The organism is Saccharothrix sp. DSM 118769 (genome assembly GCF_052936295.1).
On sequence record NZ_CP193627.1, the window covers coordinates 4,382,620 to 4,401,590 of the forward strand.

Sequence of the window (18,971 nt, forward strand, 5' to 3'; positions counted from 1 at the left end):
CTACACCACCAACGAGGAGAACATCGGCAGCCGGTATGCCTCCGACGCCGGGATCAGGTCGATGATGTCGCGCTCGCCCGTCCACCGTTCGACGAACCGCAGATGCACCGACAACCACTGACGGACCCACCCGGGCATGGCATCGCTGACCGGCCGGTGGCCGTGGCCGCCGTAGAAGGTCATGAACATCCAGTGCTCGTGCCGCCATGCGAGTTCGGCGGCGATCCGGATCGGGATGGAGGCCAGTTCGGCGGGATGCCACCGGGCGCCGTAGGCGGTCCAGGCGTCTCCGCCTGCCATGAGCGGCTGCACGACCAGCCGCCACGGCTCATCGTGGCCCACCAGCCTTCCCTTCGGGTCGACCGGGCGGACCTGCCGGCACTGCGGGCACCGGCCGTAGAGCGAGGTGGGGCGAAGGTTCGAGCGCGGCCCGATGCTGCCCTCCAGGGCAGGCTGACGACGACCGGCACAACGAATGGTGTCCAAAAACAAACCGTTGGAATTTTTCACGCGCATGATAATCTTTCCGTTGACATTCCGATCCTCGACGATTTCGCGATTATTGGGCGAGGTCGGCCGGTTATCCGACTGGGTATTGACGATCGATAAATACATGTGCTCGGCGACGGTTCTTTCCTGCCGCCCACCCGGTCGAAGCCCCCGCCGTCGTCTACGGCGTCGGGCCCCGTCCGGTGGGGCGCACTCGGATGGCGTCCGCGGCGGGGTAAGGGGGCAAGCCCTCTTTTCGGGCTTGCCCCCGGCCCGACGCGGGCGCAGAGTGCGCAGCCCCACCAGACGGGGCACCGCGCCGGATCCAGCCCCTCACCTCATCAGTGCCAGGCACAAGAGGGCTGGCACAAGCTTCCGGACACCGGTGGCGAGGCGCCGCGCCGCCTTCGAGGCGGGCGGGTGCGGCCGCATCAGCGCGAGCTGGGCCAGCGGCGAAGCAGTCGCCGCCGGTGTCGGCTGAGCGTGTTGAGCACGACCCGCAGGCCTCGTCGCTGTACTCGTACAAGGGTGGTGTGGTCGGAGAGCAGGTGCGCTGCCGCGAGCGGCGCGCGACCCCGGGCCTTCCGTCGCAGCCCCTCGGCCACCGCGGCCCGTCGGCGCTGTGGACGCGGATGGCCCGCTCGTTCCCGCCGCACACATACCGGCTGGCGGCGATGTGCCCCCGGTGACACATGCCCGACCTCGGCCTGTCCGGCGGCGCATCGCAGCGATGCGGCATCCGAAGTCGCGCAGCAACCGGTGGGCATCGCCCTCCGACGCGGCCCGGCGACCCGGTAGGCGGTGGACGGTGTGGTCCTCCGCGGGGCGATCGGCCCGACCCGCCCGGTCCGCGGCGCGAACGCGCCAGGGACCGACACATGCGCGGGTCCGCCTTTGTGCGGAGTGGCTCGGTGCGGCGCGGTGTATCGCTGGGTGTCCAGTCGTCGACCGGATCGGGGAGGTGTCATCCGTTGGTGACGTCCGAACCGCAGCTGCCTCGTGGTCCCGACTCCGCATTCGCCGGTGTCGGCGGCCCTGAGGTGTCCAACACGGCGTCCGATGTCGTGGGCGCGGTGGTGCAGGCCGGTGTGGTGCACGGTGGCGTGCACCTGTACGCACCGCCGCCCCGCACCTCGGTGGTGCCCTGCCAGCTGCCCTCCGCGCCGGCGCTGTTCGTGGGACGAGCGGCGGAGGTGGACCTGCTGGACCGTGCCCTGGTCGCGGCAGGGGTCTCGACAATCGGCGGCGCCGGCGGGATGGGCAAGACCTGGCTGGTCCTCGCCTGGGCGCACCGTCACCTGGACCGGTTCCCCGACGGGCAACTGTTCGTGGACCTGCACGGCTTCAGCCCCACGCGAGAGCCGATGGACCCGGCGGTGGCGGTGCGCGGGTTCCTCGACGCCCTCGGCGTCGACCCCGGACGCATCCCGGCCGACCTGGACGCGCAAGCGGCGCGCTACCGGAGCCTGGTCGCGGGGCGGCGCATGCTGATCGTGCTGGACAACGCCGCCACGAGCGGGCAGGTCGTGCCGTTGCTGCCGGGCGGCTCGACCTGCACCGTGCTGGTCACCGGCCGCACCAGGCTCTCCTCCCTGATCGACCGGCACGGCGCCCGCCACCTGACCCTGGACGTGCTGACCCACGACGAGACGCACGCCCTGCTGGCCGCTCGCCTGGGCACCGCCCGCGTCGTCGCCGAACCCGATGCCGTCGAGGAGCTGGTCGGACTGTGCGGGCGCTACCCGTTGGCCCTGGCGATCACCGCCCGCAACGCCGCCACCCGGCCCCTCGTCCCCCTGGCCGAGATCGCCGGCGAACTGCGCGAGCTTGGCCTGGAAGCGCTCGACCACGACACCGACCCCGCGGCCAGCCTGCCCGCGGTCCTCTCCTGGTCCCTGCGCCGGCTCACCGACGAACAACGCACCGTGTTCGCGCTGCTCGGGATCGCGCCCGGCCCCGACACCACCGTGTCCGCCGCGGCCGCCCTCACCGGCCTGCCTCCCGCCCGTGCCCGCAAGGCGTTGTCGGCGCTGGAAGAGGCCTCACTGGTCGAACGGCGGTCGCACGGCCGGTACGCGATGCACGACCTGATCCGCGACTACGCCACCACCACCGCCCACGACCTGCCCGACGACGTGAGGCAGACCGCGCTGACGCGGGTGATGGACTTCCACCTGCACACCGCCACCACCGCCGACCACCTCCTCAACCCCCACCACCCGTTCCTGCCGCCCGCCGAGCCCGCGCCCGGAGTGCGGCCGCTCCCGCTGTCCGACGACGCGGCGGCGGCCGACTGGCTGCAGGACGAACACGCCACCCTGCTGGCCACCCAGCACGTCGCCGCCGCTCTCGGCCACCACCGGGTCGTCTGGCACCTCGCCTGGGCGCTGAACAACTTCCACATCCGGCGGGGACACCTGCGCGACTCGCTCGCCTCGTGGCGGGCGGCGCTGGACGCCGCCGCTCACCTGCCCGATCCCGCCTCCCGTAGCCGCGCCCACCGGCACCTCGGCCGCGCCTGTGCCCGGCTGGGCCGCCACGAGGAGGCCGCCGCGCACCTCGACCGCGCCCTCGACCTGGCCACGCGTCACCGCGACACCGTCGAACAGGCCCACACCCACCGGGTGCTCGCGTTCTCGTGGGGCCGCCGGGGGGACGATCGGCGGGCCTTGGACCACGCCCGACACGCCCTCGACCTCTACCGCGCCGTCGGTCGGCCGCTGTGGGAGGCCGACGCGCTCAACTCGGTGGGCTGGTACTCCGCGCGCCTGGGCGACCTCGACACCGCGCGCGACCACTGCCACGCCGCCCTCACCCTGCACCGCCAGCACCACGACCCCGACGGCGAGGCGTCCATCATGGACAGCTTCGGGTTGATCGCCCACCGCGGCGGCGAGCACCGGCAGGCGATCGGCCACTACCGCCAGGCCCTCGTCCGGTACCGCACCCTCGGGAACACCTACTTCCTCGCGTACACCCTCGACAACCTCGGTCACCCACACGCCGCCCTCGGACAACACGAGCAGGCGCGCACGGCCTGGCAGGAGGCAATGGAGTTCTACCGTGAACAAGGCCGCGACACCGATGCCCGACGCCTCCGGCGACAACTCGACGATCTCGACGATTCCCTCGACACAAGTCCCGGCCGTACCTGATCGCTGAACCGGCCCGTGCTCCACCCTGCGTGGCGACCCGACGTGCCGCTTCGCCCCTTGCACCGGGACGTCCTTATCGGGAGACCTACTTCCTGGCTGCCCCTGGGCCGCACTCAGGGCCGATGTCCGGGTCGGGGTGGGCGAACAGTTCGGTCTGTACACCTGTGGGACGGCGGGGCCGCAGCACGGTCTTTACGCACCGGCGGCCTGCTGGTGACGCCCCGGCAGGCCGCGCAGCGGTTGCGCGCCGAGGCCGGTACGGCACCCACGGCGGTGTCGGCGTCGAGTCCGCCGCCCTGCGCGCACCGGTACACCACGTTACCGACGGGGGCCCGGCGAGTTCGCATGCGGCGTACGTGCCGCTGAACACGATGCTCTCGGCGAGACGCTCGGCAGCCTCTCACGATCCGCGCCCGCCAAACAGCGTTGGGAACCGCCGTTTACCGCTGGTGGTCACAGCCTCTGTGACCACCAGCGGTAAACGGCGGCTTCAGAGTGCAGGGCCTGTTGTTGTTCGAGCGTCGCCGGATCCGCGTGGCGGGAAGCCCCAGCGATAGTTGGCGGGCGAGGCGGATGCAGGACCGAGCTGCTACCGCACCGGTGGGCAGGTCGGAATGTAGGGCAATCCGGGGACGTGCTCCCCCCACTCGCTCTTGGGAATCCGCGCTCCGCGACCTGGCAGGCGAGGCTGCGCTCGGGGGCGCAGGCGAGGTCCCGCCGCGCGCTCAGGTCCCACACGAACGATCCGTATTCGTCCGACCTGAACACGATGGAGTCACCGACGACAAGGGGATGTGCCTCCACGACGTGTCCGACAGGAGGATTCTGGGCCGTGAATCCGGACTGAGCGGGTTCAGTCGGTTCCCGCCCTCGCCTTGACGGCGAGTATCCCGGTGCCGGGCGCCACCGTCATCGCCGTCTGGACCGTGCGTGGCAGCGTCGCGGTCAGGTCGTTCGTGGCCACGGATCGGATCTCGGTTGCGTCGGTGGTCGTGCTGACGACGTGTTGCAAGTCGTCGGTCAGGTGGGCGGAGGACGGCAATTCCCGGGTGGGGACGGCGCCGGACAGGTCGACCAGCCGGCTGCCACTGTCGAAGCCCAGGAGTGTCCACCGGCCATCGGCGCCGAGGTCAGCCGCAAGTGGCTGCCCCAGGTCCCGGGGAGTCCGGTCGTCGTGTCCCAGAACTCGGTGTGACCGTCGCGCAGCCACACCAGCGTGTGTCCGTTGGACGCGCTCGCCCGCACCTCCCGGACGTCGCCGCGAGCGATCTCGCTGGCGGCCGAGTAGAGGATCGTTACCGCGCTGTCGCCGACGATCGCGTGTCCGTTGTCGATGAACTCCACGTTCGGGGCGGCCGACGTCCCCATGTCGACGGCGTGACGACCTGCGTCGTGAGGTCCACAGTGGGCAAATGAGATCCTCGGTCCATGACGATCGCGTGCCGACCGTCCGGGGCGACGCTCGGGCTGACGGGGGTGATCGGGACGCAGGACGGCGATGGTCGGTGCTCGCCCGCCTCGTCAGGACAGGTGTTCCGCTACTCGTCGAGGTTGTCGGATGGGTGGCGGACCGAGGCTGCTTCGGCGCGTTGCGCCAGTGCGACGACGCGCTCGGCGAGTTCGGGCCACAATTCCCGCGGCAGGTTGTGGCCCATGCCGTTCACCAGCACCAGTTCCGCGTCGGGGATGGCGTCCGCCGTGGCACGTCCGCCGCTGACGTCGATCACACGGTCGGCGGCGCCGTGCACGACCAGGGCGGGCACCCGCAACGACCGCAGCCGCGCGGTGCGGTCGCCCGTCGCCACGGCTGCGAGCCCCTGCCGCTGGAGGCCCAGGGCGTCGTACCCCCGGTCGTGCACGACACCGGCCCGCTCGGCCGCCTCGGCCTCGTCGAACGCGAACACCGGTGACGCGGCGATCCGCGCCGCCCGCACCTGCCACCGGACGAATGCCTCCCGCTCGGGCGGCGGCAGGCCCAGTTCCGCGAACACCGCGAAGTCGGCCTCGCCCACGCCCGGCGCGCCGGTGCTCGACATCATCGACGTCAGCGACCGCACCCGCTCGGGATGCTCGATCGCGAGAACCTGCGCGACCATCCCGCCCAGCGACGCCCCGACCACGTGCGCCCCGGTCCACCCGAGCACGTCGAGCAGCCCGGCCGCGTCCGCCGCCATGTCCGACAACGTGTAGGACACCGTCGACAGCTCACCGGCCAGGGCCGCGGCGAAGTCGGGGACGGGCGCGTCGGGGAAGTGGGTGGACCGACCGGCGTCGCGGTTGTCGAACCGGACCACCTGCACACCGCGGTCGACCAGTTCCCGGCAGAACCCGTCCGGCCAGTCGACCAGCTGCGCGCCCGCGCCCATGACCAGCAGGACGGGCGGCGCACCGGGGTCGCCCAGGCGCTCGTATGCGATCTCGACGCGGGACGGGCCGACGTCCCGTGCTCTCTGCTCTGGCATGACCACGACGATAGATCGAACGAACGGTGGGGAAATCGTTCTGCGGTCCGATGTTTTCCCTTGAACCCAGGTCGTATGGTGGGAATGGGAACACTGAGTGTTTCATCCTGTGGGGGTCTCGTGGTTCTGGAGGACGTGGATGGCTTTGGCCAGGCGTCCGGCGCGGCAGGGGCAGCTGCGTAGTTTGCGCGGGACGCGCCAGGTCTTGAGGTGGGCGTTGGCGCGTTCGCCCGGTCGCGAGGTCTGCCCTGGCACCCGCGCGCAACGCCGCTGGTTCCACAAGATCGGCAACGTGCTGTCCGCGTTGCCGAAGTCAGCGCATCCCGGGGTGAAGAAGGTCCTGGCCGAGATCTGGAACGCCGAGGACAAACGGCACGCCTTGGACACTGTGACGGCCTTCGACACCGCCTACGGCGCGAAGTTCCCCAAAGCCACCACGAAGTTCCCCAAAGCCACCGCGAAGATCACCGATGACAGCGAGGAGCTGCTGGCGTTCTACGACTACCTCACCGAGCACTGGATCCACCTGCGCACCACGAACCCGACCGAGTCCACCTTCGCCACCGTGCGGCACCGCACCAAGGTCACCAAAGACCCAGGATCCCGCGCCGCCGGCATCGCGATGGCGTTCACACTCATCGAGTCGGCCCAGATCCGCTGGCGAGCGGTCAACGTTCCACAACCGGTCGCCCTCGTCCGCGCCGGCGCCCGCTTCGAGAACGGCAAACTCGTCGAAGGACCCGAGGAGCACGCACCACCCACCGCAGCCTAAAGATCTTCATCCACAGGTCTTGACTATTACTCTCGGATCGAGTAGAGAGATCCGATCGAGCAGTCGGTGGTGGGACGAAGGTGAGTGCCGTACTACGCTCGCAGGCACACCCAGTTCGTTCCGCGCCGGCTCGCATGGCCCCCGTCACGCGCTTGTGCTGTCCTTTGGGTGCGCGTCGGCGTGTCGGGGAGGGAGTGCGGATGACGGATGTCCGGCGGTTGGCCCGGCGGCTGCAGGTGTTGGAGGCGATCACCGACAGCGCACTGCGCGAGCTGGACCTGGACAAGCTGTTCGACGTGCTGCCCCGGCAGGTACGGGAGCTGTTCGCGGTCGACACCGTCACCGTGCTGCTGGTGGACGCCGGCGGCGGGCACTTGGTGGCCAGGGCGACCTCCGGCCTTGAGGAGGAGGTCCTTCAGGGCGTGCGGGTACCTGTGGGCTCGGGTTTCGCCGGCGCGGTCGCCAACCGCCGGGAACCGGTGCAGATCGACCACGTCGACCCCTCGACCGTGGTCAACCCGCTGCTGTGGGAACGCGGTCTGCGGGTCATGCTCGGCGTGCCGATGGTGGCCGAGGGCAGGTTGATCGGGGTGCTGCACATCGGCAGCACGGCCGAGCGCCGGTTCACCGACGAGGACGTCGACCTGCTCCGGCTCGCAGCCGACCGGCTGGCCACGGCGGCGCACCTGCATCGCTCGCGCTCCGAACTGGCGGCCGCCGCCCTGCTGCAGGACAGCCTGCTGCCCGACCGGCTGCCGACCACACCCGCCTGGGAGTTCGCGGCCCGGTACGTGCCCGGCGCGGAGAACGGTGTGGGCGGCGACTGGTACGACGTGTTCGAACTGCCCGGCGAGCGCATCGGCGTGGTCATCGGCGACGTGGTCGGCAGCGGGCTGCCCGCCGCCGTCGTCATGGGACGACTGCGCAGCGCCCTGCGCGCCTACGCCCTGGAGTTCCCCGACCCGGCGGACGTGCTGGGCAAGCTCGACCGCAAGGCCAGCCACTTCGAGGCCCACACCATGGCCACGGTCGCCTACGCCGTGATCGACACCGTCACCGCCCGCGTGGACCTTGCGCTGGCCGGCCACCTGCCGCCGGTGCTGGCCGGCCCCGGTGAACCGGCCCGGCTCGTCGACTCCCCGGTCGGACCGCCTGTCGGGTATAACCTGGCCGTTACCGGCCGCCGGGGCACGGCCCTCGACCTGCCACCCGGCGCGCTGCTGGCGTTTTACACCGATGGGCTGGTCGAACGGCGTGGCGTGGACCTCGACAGCCGACTGGAGCAGTTGCGCCGACAAGTGACGGCGACAACCGCGGAGACCGTCTGCGCCGGAATCATGGCGGACCTGGTCGGCAACCAACCCGCCACCGATGACATCGCCCTGCTCGTGTCTCGTCACCGTCCCGAACCCACCTGACAGGTCCCGAGACGGGGGCCTCGTGACCGGCGCGCGCAGGTGGAGGTGAACCGCCCGGAAGCGGCCGCAGGCGCGCGACGGGGTGGGGCGCGGTCACGACGACACTCGTCCGGGACGGTGGGGTACGGATCGGGCCGCTGGTGTTGTGCTGGAACAGCACCGCGCAGGACGGTCCGCTGAACCCGACCATGCGGAACACGACCCGGCGTCGGCAGACGTCGGACGCCGAACTGGTGTCGACCATGTGACGCACCTGTCCTGCGACGTCCGGCCGGGGACTAACCGTGTGGAGAGATGACGCCGCGCTTGATCCGCGACCCGGCCGGTGACCGGGCGGGGTTGAGAAGCCGGCTCTTCGACGTGTTGAGAGGCCGGGAGGACGTGCGTTGATGAAGGCGACGTGGGGTCGGCGCCGGTCACGGTGCAGTGGGACACCGCGGGTGGGGTGCCGGTGCCGAGGGTGGTGGGCGAGATCGACCCCGAGAGCGTGGAGACGCTCGGATACGAGCTGCTGACCTGGTTGGAGGAGGCGACCTCGGACCTGGTGATGGACCTGACCGGGATGCGGTTCCTGGTCTCGGCGGGACTGGCGCTGCTGATCCAGGCCGCTGCCCACGCCCAGCGGTGTGGAGTGGCGTTCGTGGTGGTGGTGGCCGGTCGACGCGCCGTGCTGCGCCACCTGTACGAGACCAGGCTGGACAAGGTGTTGACCATCTGCCCCGACCTGGACCGCGCCATGTCCGCCGTGCGCGGGATTGCCGCCGCCTCATCCGGTACATCGCCACTCGATGTGACAGCGGTGGCGGAATAAGCCGTTCCGACCGGGGGCGCACTCGGTACACCGCCAGGACGCATCATGGGTCTGCTGCACGGCGGGCCCATCCTGGGGGCCGGGTCGGAGCGACCGGGGATGTTGAGGATTGAGCGAAGTCCGTGAGCGGACATCCGCCGGCCACGCAGATCCCGAAGTCGGCGGACAGCGACTGATCGGCCACCGTCGCGGTCGGTACTGGGAGCGATGGGATGCCGGTACAGCTGCTGATCCCGAAGCCGGGATGCGTCCGCGCGGCGACGCCACGACATCGATGAACAGCATGTGATCTGCATCATGATGTTCGTGTACTGGATGGTGCGTCCCGCTTCCGCGGTTCAACGGTGCGGCCGGACGCATCTGTCGGGGAAGGATCGCATCGGTGGGTGACGTGGTTGGTCAGGGCATGGGGATTCGGCCCCAGACGACCTTGTGGTCGGTTCCTTGGCGCACGCCCCAGTCGTTGCAGATCGTTTGGATGATCTTCATGCCGTTGCCGCGGTGAAGGCTGGTGCTGGAGGACCCGACGACCGGGGTGCGGTCGGGGGTTGCGTCGTGGGCTTCGCCGAGCCGGTCGTGCCTGGCCGCGGCGGTGGCCGTCAGGTTGGCCATCGTCCCACCGGGGTGAACACCCCGCAGCTGCCGGCCGGCAGCCCGAGCAGCTCCGCGAGCCACCGTGCGGTGACCTGCTCGACGGCGACCGGTCCGGCGCCGATGAACCACGCGCCGGGGGACACGTTGAACCCGGAGACGAGCAGGTCACCGAGGAAGTTGTTGGCGCCCGGGATGAACGCGAAGCAGCCGGGGTGGCCCAGGCTCAGCGACCGGGACAGCACCTCGGTGGCGAGGAAGTCGACGAGCCCGCCCGGGTCCTCCGGGGCGGGCTCGGCCAGGATGAGGTCGACCTCATCGGCTTCCACTCGCCGGTGCACAGGCCGGTTCCGCTGCCCGCGCGGGTGATCCACCACCAGGTCGACGACCCGATGGCCGAGCGCGCGCATCTGCTCGGCAGTCAGATCCCGCTCGTGCGGGGCAAAGGTGGTCACCGCGGTGGGGCTTCCACGACGGTCGTGGCCCGGTGGACCGCGTTGACCCAGGCCCGGGCGACGGGGTTGAGTGCGGGCCGTTCGCCGACCGGGGCCGCGCGGTGGAGCAGCCGGACGAGCTCCAGTTCCTCGCCGGGTGCCCGGTCGCCGGGCCAGGCGTGCTGTCACAGCAGCGCCTCGCCGGGGCGCAGGTCGGTGAGCTGCTTGTGCCCGAGCGGCCGGAGCTCGCCGGTCTCCAGCCGGTAGCACCCGGATCCGGGGATCGCGTCGAGCATGCCGTGGTGGGTGACGGGCACGACGAGCTGGCTCAGCGGCAGGCAAGCGGTGCGGACGCGGCTCACCGGCACGGACGGGAGCAGCGACGCGAGGGCGTGGGCACCGACCATCGGCAGCAGGCCCGCGGTGATCTCCGGCGCTTGCACGAGCGACACCACGGTCTGGAACCGGGATTGATCTACGGCGAAGACCGTGCCGTCGACAGCCGCGACGAGGTCGAGCCCGAATGCGCCGCGAAAGCCCAGCTCGCGGAGTTGGTCGCCGACCTGTTCGCACACCTGCCGGCACCGCCTGCCGACCCTGTGGGCAGCCCGTCGTCGGCTACCAGCTGGTTGCCGCAGTGCGCGCCCCAGTACGGGTGAACTCGGGCAGGCCGACCAGCTGGTGCGACGCCGCGGAGCCGCGGTGCCATTGCCGGTGGCGCATCCGCTCACGGTCAGCGGCATGCCCGGCGTGAAGGCGGACACCCGCAGCGGCTCACCGCGCCAGTCGTCGAGCACCGCGCGCAGCTGCGCGACGTCGGTCGCCAGTCGGGTGCCCTTACCGGTGAGGTTGTTGGCGCGGCGCTGTACAAGACCGGGTGGCCACCGCCCACCGCCCAACAGGACTCGGCGTCACCGGGGTCGGCGAGGACCACCCCGGTTGCCGGCACGGTCACGCCCGCGCGCTCGAACAGCCGCAGGGAGTCGATCTCGTCAACGGCGATTTCCGCGGCGGCTCGCGGGGGCGTGAGCAGTCGCAGCCCGCGGCCGGCCGCCCAGGACTGCACACCCGTGCCGTCCTCGGGGGCGAAGGTGATCCCGACCCGTCCGGCGGGACCGAGCGCGCAGGGGCCGGCGGACCGGGTGGCCCGCCGGTCCCGGCGCTCGTACCCCCGTGACGCTGCTACCGGTGGGCGACAGGCAGGAGGTGTACCAATCGTTGACCTGGGTGACGACCGGCCTCGGCGCCGGCATGACACCCGGCGAGTAGCTCCAGGTCGAGGTCGTGGTGCACACGACGACGCCGGTGGCGGGCGTGTCGTCCGCGGTCGCGACGCCGGTCGGCGCGACTACCGAGGAGACGGCGAGCAGAGCGGAGCCGCACGCGACGGTCACGAGACGGCGACAACGGGAGCGGAACACGGCTGGTTCATGTTCGACGACCACTTCCGGGTTCGCGGTGCGGGTTCCGGCTGGATCGGAGGCGGGCCTGGCGGTCGCCCGGTGAACGGCCAGGCCGTGGTCGTACCCCGAAGAACGAGGGTGGGGAGCACGGGTGCGTTCCCCGTCGAGAACGCGTTCTTCGTCCGGCGGGCTCCCGTTGCGATCGCCCGGTACGGCTCGACTGATCGGCCGGCTTGCCCGGTACCAAGGTGCCGTCAGCCGGTGCGGTTCACGTCGCGGTCGCGGCGACGTCGAGCTTCTCCAGGTCGATGGGGCGCAGGGACGAGACCTCCACGCCGCCCAACTCGATGATGATGACGATCGGTCCGCCCGATCCGATGACGATGTAGTTCGGCATTGGTTCCTCCTCGTTCGCAAGTGGACTGCTGTCGATCGGGTGTGGCTGCCGCGGTGCCCGTCGCGCGGTGTCTACGGGTTCAGAGCACGGCGGTGAATGAGGTGGTGCCGCTGACGCTGGTCAGGCCTTGGGGGGTGAGGCAGGCGGTGAGGTCGGTGGCGGGCAGGATCTTGGTCTGCACGACGGTCGCGCCCTGGAAGAGTCCGTCGACCACGGTGCCGGTCAGGACCAGGACGGTGGTGCCGCCGGGTTTGAGGTTGATCTCGAAGCCGCCCTGGACGGTGCTGTGGTGACCGGTGTTCCAGTGGTAGGTGGAGGTGTTGGTGGTGGAGCCGGACAGGCAGCTGAACGTGCCGCTGACCAGGGCGGTGAAGGTGGAGCCGGTGATGTCGGGGTGGGTGGGGGAGACGCAGCCGCCCAGGGTGCCGGTGGCGGCGAAGTCGATCTGGCGCGGCAGCAGCGTCATGCCGGGGGAGTAGGTGCCCACCTGGGTCCCCAGCGGACAGTTGACGTCGACCACGGACGCCGACGCGGGGGAGGACAAGCCGACGGCGGCCGACAGGGTGACCACGGCGACGAGGATCAGGGAACGCAGACGCATGGGCTTCCGCCGTTCTCCGGAATCTTTCGGGGAGTCCGAGTTTCGCCGCCCCACCGTCTGTCCTCAATCGACCAAACGGCTTGCGGCGCAACACCGTGGGTATGCCGCCCACCGCAGAAGTGCGGAATCGGGCCGGACGGGATGGCGGCGTGCTTCATCGCGTGGGAAGCGGGGATCTTCGGTCGCGCGTACGGACGAGCGATCGACAGGATGTCGGTGGCGCGACAACGGTGCGGAACGACACAAGGACCCAATGGTCCGGTGGAATCGTTTTCCGGTGGTCACACGAGGCTTCCGGTGCAGACCGACACGTTCCGACCGGATGCTCATGCCATAGTGCCACGCTGTGGCATGCGGTCCACGACGGCCTCCGACGGCCGCGGTGGGCCCATGTCCGCATCCCGACGGACCTTGGTCGGGTTGACGAGCCGATCGCCGGTTGCGGCGGAGTGCATCGGCACCGGTGCGGCCGAGCAGCGGGTGGCGGTGGTCGCCACGTTCGTCGAGGCCGACACCCACTACCGCTGGGGCGGAGCCGTGACCGATACGTCACGACGATCCAGGACGCGCCTCCGCCGCACCGGGCTCTACTCGAAGGTGCCGACTCCGCCGAGGGTCCCGTACTTCAGACCGGTCAGCGCGCAGTCGACGTTCGGGAGGAACCAGGCGACCGGGATCATCTGGTCACCGGCCATCGCCCCGCTGGTGATGGTCGGCGACAGCTCGATCGGGCCCTGAGCCGGGTCGGTGTTGAACACGTAGACGAATTGGCTGGTTGCTGTGGGTGTCCACGTGATCGTGCCCGTGGCGACGACGCGGATCACCACCGAGCACGGGGTGTCGATGGTCGAGGTGGCGGTGGCGGTGTCCTCGACCACACCGGACTGCATCGTGTAGCCGGCGGCGGAGACGCAGTTGATCGAGCAGCCGCTGATGTCGCCGGGCCTGTCGGTCACCGGTCCGGTGATCGGCGGGTGAAATCGGTCTGGATCTGGATTTCACAGGTCAGGTCGCCCGGAGTGGCGATGGCCATTGGGACGGAGAGAAAGCCGAGCAACGCGATTCGGTTGGCCGTCTGTCGAGGTAGGTTCGAGTGGACAGGAGTGCGAGCCGTTGCCGTGGTGGATGCGTCGGGCGGGATCGTCGCAGGAGCCGGCACAGCGGTGCAGGACCGTGTCGGTACGTGCGGATGGGTTGCCCAGTAAGCAGATCGCCGTGCATCCGAGAGGCGAACCGATGACTGTCGCCAAGTGGCGCACCGAATCCTCGACGCCGCCTCGACGATCTGACCGACGAGTTGCGGCCGGGCGGATCCCCGCCGGCTGGCGGGCAGAAGGGAACGCCTGCTGTCGCCAAGGAGCGTTGCGTCGGGTCTCGCCATGCCGACAGCACCGGGGGCTCGACCGGTGGGACGTCGGGACGCCCCACCGGTCGGGGTCGGGTCAGCCCAGCAGGCAGAGCAGGGAGCAGGCGGTCGCCGAGGACCACGCCGAGTAGGACGGCGGGGTGTTGGCGGGCGAGTTGCGCGGCGTGTAGCTCGCCTTCGCCTGGTTGGTCAGTGGGAACAGGGTCAGCACGGCGTAGGTCGAGCAGTAGAAGCGCTTGGTCTCACCGGGTTGCAGGGTGAAGGTCCCGGCCGCCGCTTCGCACGCGGGCTCCTCGTAGTCCACGACCCGCGCGTCGGTGATGGCCACCGGGCCCTGGTTGGTGACCGTGATCCGCCAGTAGGCGGTCGCGTTGAGCAGGCCCAACGTGCCCACCGGGGCCTTCTTGGCCCATGGCCCCGCCCCGTTGGGGCCGCAGTGGGACGCGGTCTTCGAGGCGCAGATCTCCTTGTCCACCGTGATGACCGGCTGACAGGCAGGCCCCGGCGCGACGGGGACGGTGACGGTGTTGGAGGTGAACGCGCCGGTGGTGTCGACTCCGGTGGCGGTGTTCGACACGTCGGCCACGGCGCAGTCGGCGCTGATCGTGGTGCGGAAGCACACCTGGGGCGGGTCGCCGGTGAAGTCGACGACCAGCCTCGGTTGGTTGCCGCCGCCGAAGTCAGCGCCGTTGTTCAGCACCAACGTGGTGGTGACGGAGATCGTCGGGTGCGCGGTCGGCGAGACGCCGCTGAGGTCGACCGTGCCGTCGGGCGCGAAGCCGGGGGTGGCCACGGTGTCGCCGTTCTGGTCGACCACGGTCACGCGGGACGCGCCGAAGTCGACGTTGCCGGGAGTGACGCCGACGAGCCGCGCGGAGCCGTACCCCTGCACGTGGCCGGACGCGCCGTCGCAGTAGAAGTCGCCCGGGGTGAGCGAGACCTGGCCGCCGGAGCGCACGCACGGCGACGCGCCGGTGAGCGGGTCCATCGAGAACAGCACGCCCGCGTCGCCGAGACCGATCATGCAGCCCGTCGGGGTGTCGTAGGTGTAGCCGTAGTCACGGGTGACACCACCGTTCACGGTCGGGTGGGTGATCGGGTTGGGCACGCCCGCGCACGCCGACGCGGTGGTCCAGTCGTGGCAGATCGCCGCGCCGCCGTACGGGCCGCCCCAGATCGCGAGGTAGCTGCGGACGTGGCCGTTCGGATCGGTGATCACCTCGGGGTTGAACGCGATCACGCCGGCGGGCAGCCCCGCCGCCGAGGACGGGGCGGGCAGCGGCGAGCCGTCCAGGGCGTAGCAGGTCGTCACGCCGGGCGAGGACCCGGTCATGGTGGAGCAGGCGCCGACCTGCGCACCGGTTGTGCTGTAAGCGGTGTAGGCGTTGTAGGTGTAGTCGCCGGCCGCGCCGACGGGCCGGGGCGAGGCCCACCCGGCGCAGGCGGTGGAGGTGGCCGGGTCGAAGCAGCCCATGGCCGCTTGGCTGCCGGTGCCCGGCCGTGACGAAGAGGCGAACACCTTGCCCGCCACGACGGTCATCGCGCCGTAGAACCACGGGTTGCCGGGCTGGTCGCCGCTGGGCGGGACGATCGGCGCGTACGGCTGGCCGGGGCAGGCGGTGCGGGTGGCGACGTTCCAGCACAGGACCGCGCCCGTGCCGGCCAGGCCGTAGAGGTTGCCGCCGACTTCGACGAAGCCGGCCGTGTTGTTCGCGCCCGAGATGCCACCGGGGGTGGCCAGGGGCCAGTAGCCGCAGTTCGCCGCGGCGGCCAGGTCGAGGCAGCCGACCCCGACCGACGAGGTGGTCGCGGCGGTGTAGAGGACCTGGGACGGCGCGGCCGGGTCGCGGAAGTACTGGTGCGCCATCGGACTGCTGATGTCACCGGTCGCGCCGCTGCCCAACGGCCCGACGGCGGTGTTGAGCGGCTTGGGCCACGGCCCGCCCGCGCAGGGCTGCCCGGAGGCCAGGTCGATGCACACCACCTTCGGCGTGGTCGGGGCGGCGTGGTGGTAGATGTTCCAGGACTGCAGCGCGCCGGTGGGTGTGCGGTGCAGCAGCGGGGTGAAACCGTCGCCGCCGGTGGCCGTGGTGCTCGCCTGCACGGGCGGGGTCAGCAGGCCCGACAACGACGTCCCGTCCGGCTCGGCGGCCGGGTTCTGCGCTCGGACCGCGACGACACCGGAGGCGGGCTCGGCGGCTTGGAAGGTGGTGCCGTCGGTGGACCACGACGGCGTCCACCCGGGCGGCACGTCCAGCGAGCCGGTCACGTACGCCTGGCCGGCGCCCACGGTGTCGGTGATGGTGGCCGATCCGACACCTGTGCCGTTGTTGTCGTAGCCGACGACCCAGGTCGCGGCGGCGCCGTGATCGGCCGGGGAGGACACACCGACGACGGACTTCGCCAACGTCGACGTCGCGGCGGGCGCGGGATCGGCCGCCGCCCCCGGAACCGCCAGGACGGCGGCGACGAGCGCTCCTGTCGCCGACCAGATGACCACACGTCTTCGCATGACGATCCCTCATTTCGCTCTACCGGACAGCGGTCGTCGCTGTTCGGACTCAGGCACGTTAAGGATCTGTGTCGATGGAGAAACGCGGAGTCACCCGCCTGCCGCGCACGAGCGATCCAACAGCGCAGCACCCGACGGCACTCTCCTACCGACGCGAAGTATTCCAAGTGAAGGCCGCATGCGGTTTCATCCGGATGTCCCCGAGTTCGGCGTACTGCGCTTTACCGGAACGCGATAGTGCGAACTGCCTCCTACCGCGTCCGACGGCAATGGTGGGCGGTGGCAACCTCCTGTCACGTGCGAACGGCTCGTCCGCTCCACGCGGACCGCCGGCGGCGGCGTCTCGGGACGGCGGCAGGACTTGCGGCCGATTGCCGGTGACCAGTCTCGCCAGGCGTCCACCGACCGGCGGTGAAGCCTTGTCGAACAGAGCCCGTCGATCACGATGGGACAGCCACGTCAAGGTCATGGTTTCCGTCCGGTTCATCCGTTGGCCGGTTCTGCTTGGCCACTCGCCGGCGGCCGAGAACGTCACGTTGCCGGTGTTGCGGTACGAGGTCGCCGTGTCGCCCCGGACGAGTCGGTGCCCAGGGCTGGACCGGGCCGACCCCGCAGTACCCGGTGCGCCGGGCACCTTCCCGGACCGCCGCGAGAGCACCGGTTGGTGAGGCCGGCACTGTTCCGCGGTGGCGCCGGTCGCCTGATGACCGGGAAGCGGAGCTACTCGAACCAGAGCGGGCCCACTCGTCGCAGATACCGTGATGGTGGAGTGGTTCGGCGGTAGTCGAATCGGCCACCGATCCGGCGACTGCGGAGTCGGCAGGTGGGTGTGGTGACCACGTGTCACCACACCCGATGGCAGGGGGAGTCGTCAGCCCCGAGCAGGTGGTTCGAGAACACGGCCGAGGGACCGAACCACGTCTTCCGAGAACTCGTGCACATACTCGGAAGCGGCAATGGCAACGAAGCGGTTTCCGCAGTCCGAATCCGCCGGAGACCGTAGATCGAGGAGGGCAGGCAGCACATGTTCCACCGCACCTGGGCAGCGGTTCTCACAGCAACCGCTGTTCTGCTCGGCTCGTCACCCGCGGCTGCGGACCAGGACGAGTACCTGGTCTTCGTGGGCGGCGTCGACACCCGGACAGCTGTCTGGGAAGCCGGTCCCGTTCCCGGGATGCCGGTCTTCCTGAGGGAGTTCGAGAACGACCACGACGCGCACCAGTACTGGTACTGGAACCCCGAGGCGGGAACGTTCCGGAACCAGGCGAGCGGCCAGTGCCTGACCGCCGACGGCACAGCGGTGCGGCAAACGCCGTGTCGCGCCGGCGCGGAGGACCAGGTGTGGGACTGGCGTCCGGTCGACGACCCGGACATGTTCCCGGCCCTTCTGTCCAGCGTGGCGGACAGCGGCTCGTGCGTGACGCATGCGGGGCTGGACGATCCGTTGGTGCTGGAGCCCTGCGATGTCGGCCGGGCGGACCAGCAGTGGAACGTCTACGTGGAAGCGATGCGCTCCCTCGATTAGCCTCTGCGGCTTCGCTTCCCCGTGTGAGCGCGCCGCCGGGGATGGTGGCCGTGCCCTGTCGCCGACGGGGTACGGCCACCTGTTTTTCGGGCCAGGTCGGCGTAGACGATGACGTTGTCCCGGTAATCGCCGGTGGCGGGGTCGAAGGCGCCACCGCAGCTGATCAGGCGCATTCGTGGTGTGGTTGTTTCGCAGTAGACGGCGTCAGTGGGGAAGTGGTCATTGGGGCCGCGGTCGACTCGGCTGATGGCGAAGGTAGCGGTGGTGTCGTCATGGTGGATGACTTCGAAGCGGTCGCCGGGGTTGAGCTTGGCGAGGTCGTGGAAGATGCCGGGTCGGCCGTGGCCGAGCAGGACGGTGGGGCCGGTGTCGCCGGGTGCGGGGCCGTGTTTGTACCAACCGGCTTGGAGTGGCTGGTCCAGGGACGGGACCTCGGCGGTGTCGGCGTTGCTTGGTGGCCGGTCGGGCCGTGCCGGTGCGCGGTGCTCAGAGCGACTGAGGGTGCGCAGCATGGCGTTGGACTCGCTCAAGCTCCAGCTCCGTTCGAAGGTGCCCTCGGACGCGGCCAGGTACCGCCGGGCCGCGCCTATGGGGCGGACTACCGCCTGGAGCCCAGGCCGTGCAGGAAGGCGAGCAGGTGGGTGGCGGTGCAGAAGATCTCCTCGCTGACGAGGAACGGCATGCCCCCGTCGTCGCGGACTGCCTTGACCAACGCGGAGATACCTTCGTGGATCACCGGGTGACCGGGCACGATCCGGTGCAGGGACAGCAGCGCGAACAGGTGGGCGAACACGCCGCCCTCGACGATGTCCCCGTTCTGGCCGAGGCCGGTCGGACGCAGCAGGCGGGTGGTGGGTTCCGGGGCGACCGGAGTGACCCCGTTGTGGTGGTCGAACGCGTGCGACGAGGCGTCGACCCGGAACGGTTCGGGACCCACGACGACGGGGGATCGCCTTCAGTGCCGGCTTCTTGCGGTCGGAGGAGTGCCGGGCGGCGCCGGCGAAGGTGTGCTCGATGAGCCGGTGCCGATCGGGC

Annotated in this window: 16 protein-coding genes and 2 pseudogenes; 5 read left to right on the forward strand and 13 right to left on the reverse strand. The window is 70.5% G+C overall.

All coding sequences use genetic code 11. The features are described 5' to 3' along the window. Complete coding sequence (locus tag ACRAKJ_RS19125) at nucleotides 1-615, reverse strand: hypothetical protein (RefSeq protein WP_438919822.1); 615 nt, start codon at nucleotides 613-615, stop codon at nucleotides 1-3. Nucleotides 616-1,463: 848 nt separating this feature from the next. Here ACRAKJ_RS19125 and ACRAKJ_RS19130 point away from each other — a divergent pair. After that, nucleotides 1,464-3,644, forward strand: a complete 2,181-nt coding sequence (locus ACRAKJ_RS19130; RefSeq protein WP_438919821.1) for a tetratricopeptide repeat protein — start codon at nucleotides 1,464-1,466, stop codon at nucleotides 3,642-3,644. 853 nt (nucleotides 3,645-4,497) lie between these two features. On the opposite strand, the gene ACRAKJ_RS19135 is transcribed toward ACRAKJ_RS19130, so the two are convergent. From ACRAKJ_RS19135 to ACRAKJ_RS19145, 3 genes and pseudogenes are all read right to left on the reverse strand, one after another. Beyond that, nucleotides 4,498-4,854 (reverse strand): hypothetical protein, encoded by a 357-nt coding sequence (locus ACRAKJ_RS19135; RefSeq protein ID WP_438919820.1) that lies wholly within the window; start codon nucleotides 4,852-4,854, stop codon nucleotides 4,498-4,500. Between the two features lie 328 nt (nucleotides 4,855-5,182). After that, nucleotides 5,183-6,106: an alpha/beta fold hydrolase gene (locus ACRAKJ_RS19140; protein WP_438919819.1), complete on the reverse strand. Its 924-nt coding sequence runs from the start codon at nucleotides 6,104-6,106 to the stop codon at nucleotides 5,183-5,185. 102 nt (nucleotides 6,107-6,208) lie between these two features. Further along, a pseudogene (locus ACRAKJ_RS19145) lies at nucleotides 6,209-6,343 on the reverse strand (IS5/IS1182 family transposase); the annotation flags it as partial. Between ACRAKJ_RS19145 and ACRAKJ_RS19150 the strand changes: the two are divergent. The 3 genes and pseudogenes from ACRAKJ_RS19150 to ACRAKJ_RS19160 all read left to right on the forward strand — a co-directional run. Then, nucleotides 6,342-6,878 (forward strand): annotated as a pseudogene (locus tag ACRAKJ_RS19150) (transposase); the annotation flags it as partial. The pseudogenes ACRAKJ_RS19145 and ACRAKJ_RS19150 sit on opposite strands and share 2 nt — an antisense overlap. Before the next feature lie 200 nt (nucleotides 6,879-7,078). Then, a complete protein-coding gene (locus ACRAKJ_RS19155; RefSeq protein ID WP_438919818.1) occupies nucleotides 7,079-8,296 on the forward strand; it encodes a SpoIIE family protein phosphatase in 1,218 nt (405 codons plus the stop codon). A gap of 400 nt (nucleotides 8,297-8,696) precedes the next feature. Beyond that, nucleotides 8,697-9,107: an anti-sigma factor antagonist gene (locus tag ACRAKJ_RS19160; protein ID WP_438919817.1), complete on the forward strand. Its 411-nt coding sequence runs from the start codon at nucleotides 8,697-8,699 to the stop codon at nucleotides 9,105-9,107. A gap of 399 nt (nucleotides 9,108-9,506) precedes the next feature. On the opposite strand, the gene ACRAKJ_RS19165 is transcribed toward ACRAKJ_RS19160, so the two are convergent. From ACRAKJ_RS19165 to ACRAKJ_RS19195, 7 genes are all read right to left on the reverse strand, one after another. Further along, nucleotides 9,507-9,719, reverse strand: a complete 213-nt coding sequence (locus ACRAKJ_RS19165; RefSeq protein ID WP_438919816.1) for a hypothetical protein — start codon at nucleotides 9,717-9,719, stop codon at nucleotides 9,507-9,509. Further along, the gene (locus ACRAKJ_RS19170) at nucleotides 9,707-10,027 is read right to left on the reverse strand and encodes a hypothetical protein (protein WP_438919815.1); all 321 of its coding nucleotides are present in this window, start codon (nucleotides 10,025-10,027) and stop codon (nucleotides 9,707-9,709) included. The genes ACRAKJ_RS19165 and ACRAKJ_RS19170 overlap by 13 nt, the downstream gene beginning before the upstream one ends. A 290-nt stretch (nucleotides 10,028-10,317) precedes the next feature. Then, nucleotides 10,318-10,707: a hypothetical protein gene (locus ACRAKJ_RS19175; protein WP_438919814.1), complete on the reverse strand. Its 390-nt coding sequence runs from the start codon at nucleotides 10,705-10,707 to the stop codon at nucleotides 10,318-10,320. A 1,096-nt stretch (nucleotides 10,708-11,803) separates the two neighbouring features. After that, nucleotides 11,804-11,932 carry a hypothetical protein gene (locus ACRAKJ_RS19180; RefSeq protein WP_438919813.1) on the reverse strand — a complete coding sequence of 43 codons (129 nt, stop codon included), beginning with the start codon at nucleotides 11,930-11,932 and terminating at the stop codon, nucleotides 11,804-11,806. Between the two features lie 79 nt (nucleotides 11,933-12,011). Next, a complete protein-coding gene (locus tag ACRAKJ_RS19185; protein ID WP_438919812.1) occupies nucleotides 12,012-12,533 on the reverse strand; it encodes a hypothetical protein in 522 nt (173 codons plus the stop codon). A 587-nt stretch (nucleotides 12,534-13,120) separates the two neighbouring features. After that, entirely contained in the window at nucleotides 13,121-13,489 is a 369-nt protein-coding gene (locus ACRAKJ_RS19190; protein WP_438919811.1) for a hypothetical protein, read from the reverse strand. Nucleotides 13,490-13,975: 486 nt separating this feature from the next. After that, nucleotides 13,976-16,411: a DUF7617 domain-containing protein gene (locus ACRAKJ_RS19195; protein ID WP_438919810.1), complete on the reverse strand. Its 2,436-nt coding sequence runs from the start codon at nucleotides 16,409-16,411 to the stop codon at nucleotides 13,976-13,978. 1,024 nt (nucleotides 16,412-17,435) lie between these two features. On the opposite strand from ACRAKJ_RS19195, the gene ACRAKJ_RS19200 reads away from it, so the two are divergent. After that, nucleotides 17,436-17,936: a ricin-type beta-trefoil lectin domain protein gene (locus tag ACRAKJ_RS19200; protein ID WP_438919809.1), complete on the forward strand. Its 501-nt coding sequence runs from the start codon at nucleotides 17,436-17,438 to the stop codon at nucleotides 17,934-17,936. On the opposite strand, the gene ACRAKJ_RS19205 is transcribed toward ACRAKJ_RS19200, so the two are convergent. Both ACRAKJ_RS19205 and ACRAKJ_RS19210 read right to left on the reverse strand, forming a co-directional pair. Beyond that, the gene (locus ACRAKJ_RS19205; RefSeq protein ID WP_438919808.1) at nucleotides 17,933-18,466 is read right to left on the reverse strand and encodes a sortase domain-containing protein; all 534 of its coding nucleotides are present in this window, start codon (nucleotides 18,464-18,466) and stop codon (nucleotides 17,933-17,935) included. The two genes, ACRAKJ_RS19200 and ACRAKJ_RS19205, sit on opposite strands and share 4 nt — an antisense overlap. Nucleotides 18,467-18,534: 68 nt before the next feature. Continuing rightward, nucleotides 18,535-18,873 carry a hypothetical protein gene (locus tag ACRAKJ_RS19210; protein ID WP_438919807.1) on the reverse strand — a complete coding sequence of 113 codons (339 nt, stop codon included), beginning with the start codon at nucleotides 18,871-18,873 and terminating at the stop codon, nucleotides 18,535-18,537. Nucleotides 18,874-18,971: the final 98 nt, after the last annotated feature.

Excerpts from the sequence above, each read along its gene's own strand:
- ACRAKJ_RS19125 (WP_438919822.1), bottom strand. The coding sequence starts at position 615 with ATGTATTTATCGATCGTCAATACCCAGTCGGATAACCGGCCGACCTCG.
- ACRAKJ_RS19140 (WP_438919819.1), bottom strand. The coding sequence starts at position 6,106 with ATGCCAGAGCAGAGAGCACGGGACGTCGGCCCGTCCCGCGTCGAGATC.
- ACRAKJ_RS19155 (WP_438919818.1), top strand. The coding sequence starts at position 7,079 with ATGACGGATGTCCGGCGGTTGGCCCGGCGGCTGCAGGTGTTGGAGGCG.
- ACRAKJ_RS19165 (WP_438919816.1), bottom strand. The coding sequence starts at position 9,719 with ATGGCCAACCTGACGGCCACCGCCGCGGCCAGGCACGACCGGCTCGGC.
- ACRAKJ_RS19180 (WP_438919813.1), bottom strand. The coding sequence starts at position 11,932 with ATGCCGAACTACATCGTCATCGGATCGGGCGGACCGATCGTCATCATC.
- ACRAKJ_RS19185 (WP_438919812.1), bottom strand. The coding sequence starts at position 12,533 with ATGCGTCTGCGTTCCCTGATCCTCGTCGCCGTGGTCACCCTGTCGGCC.
- ACRAKJ_RS19195 (WP_438919810.1), bottom strand. The coding sequence starts at position 16,411 with ATGCGAAGACGTGTGGTCATCTGGTCGGCGACAGGAGCGCTCGTCGCC.
- ACRAKJ_RS19200 (WP_438919809.1), top strand. The coding sequence starts at position 17,436 with ATGTTCCACCGCACCTGGGCAGCGGTTCTCACAGCAACCGCTGTTCTG.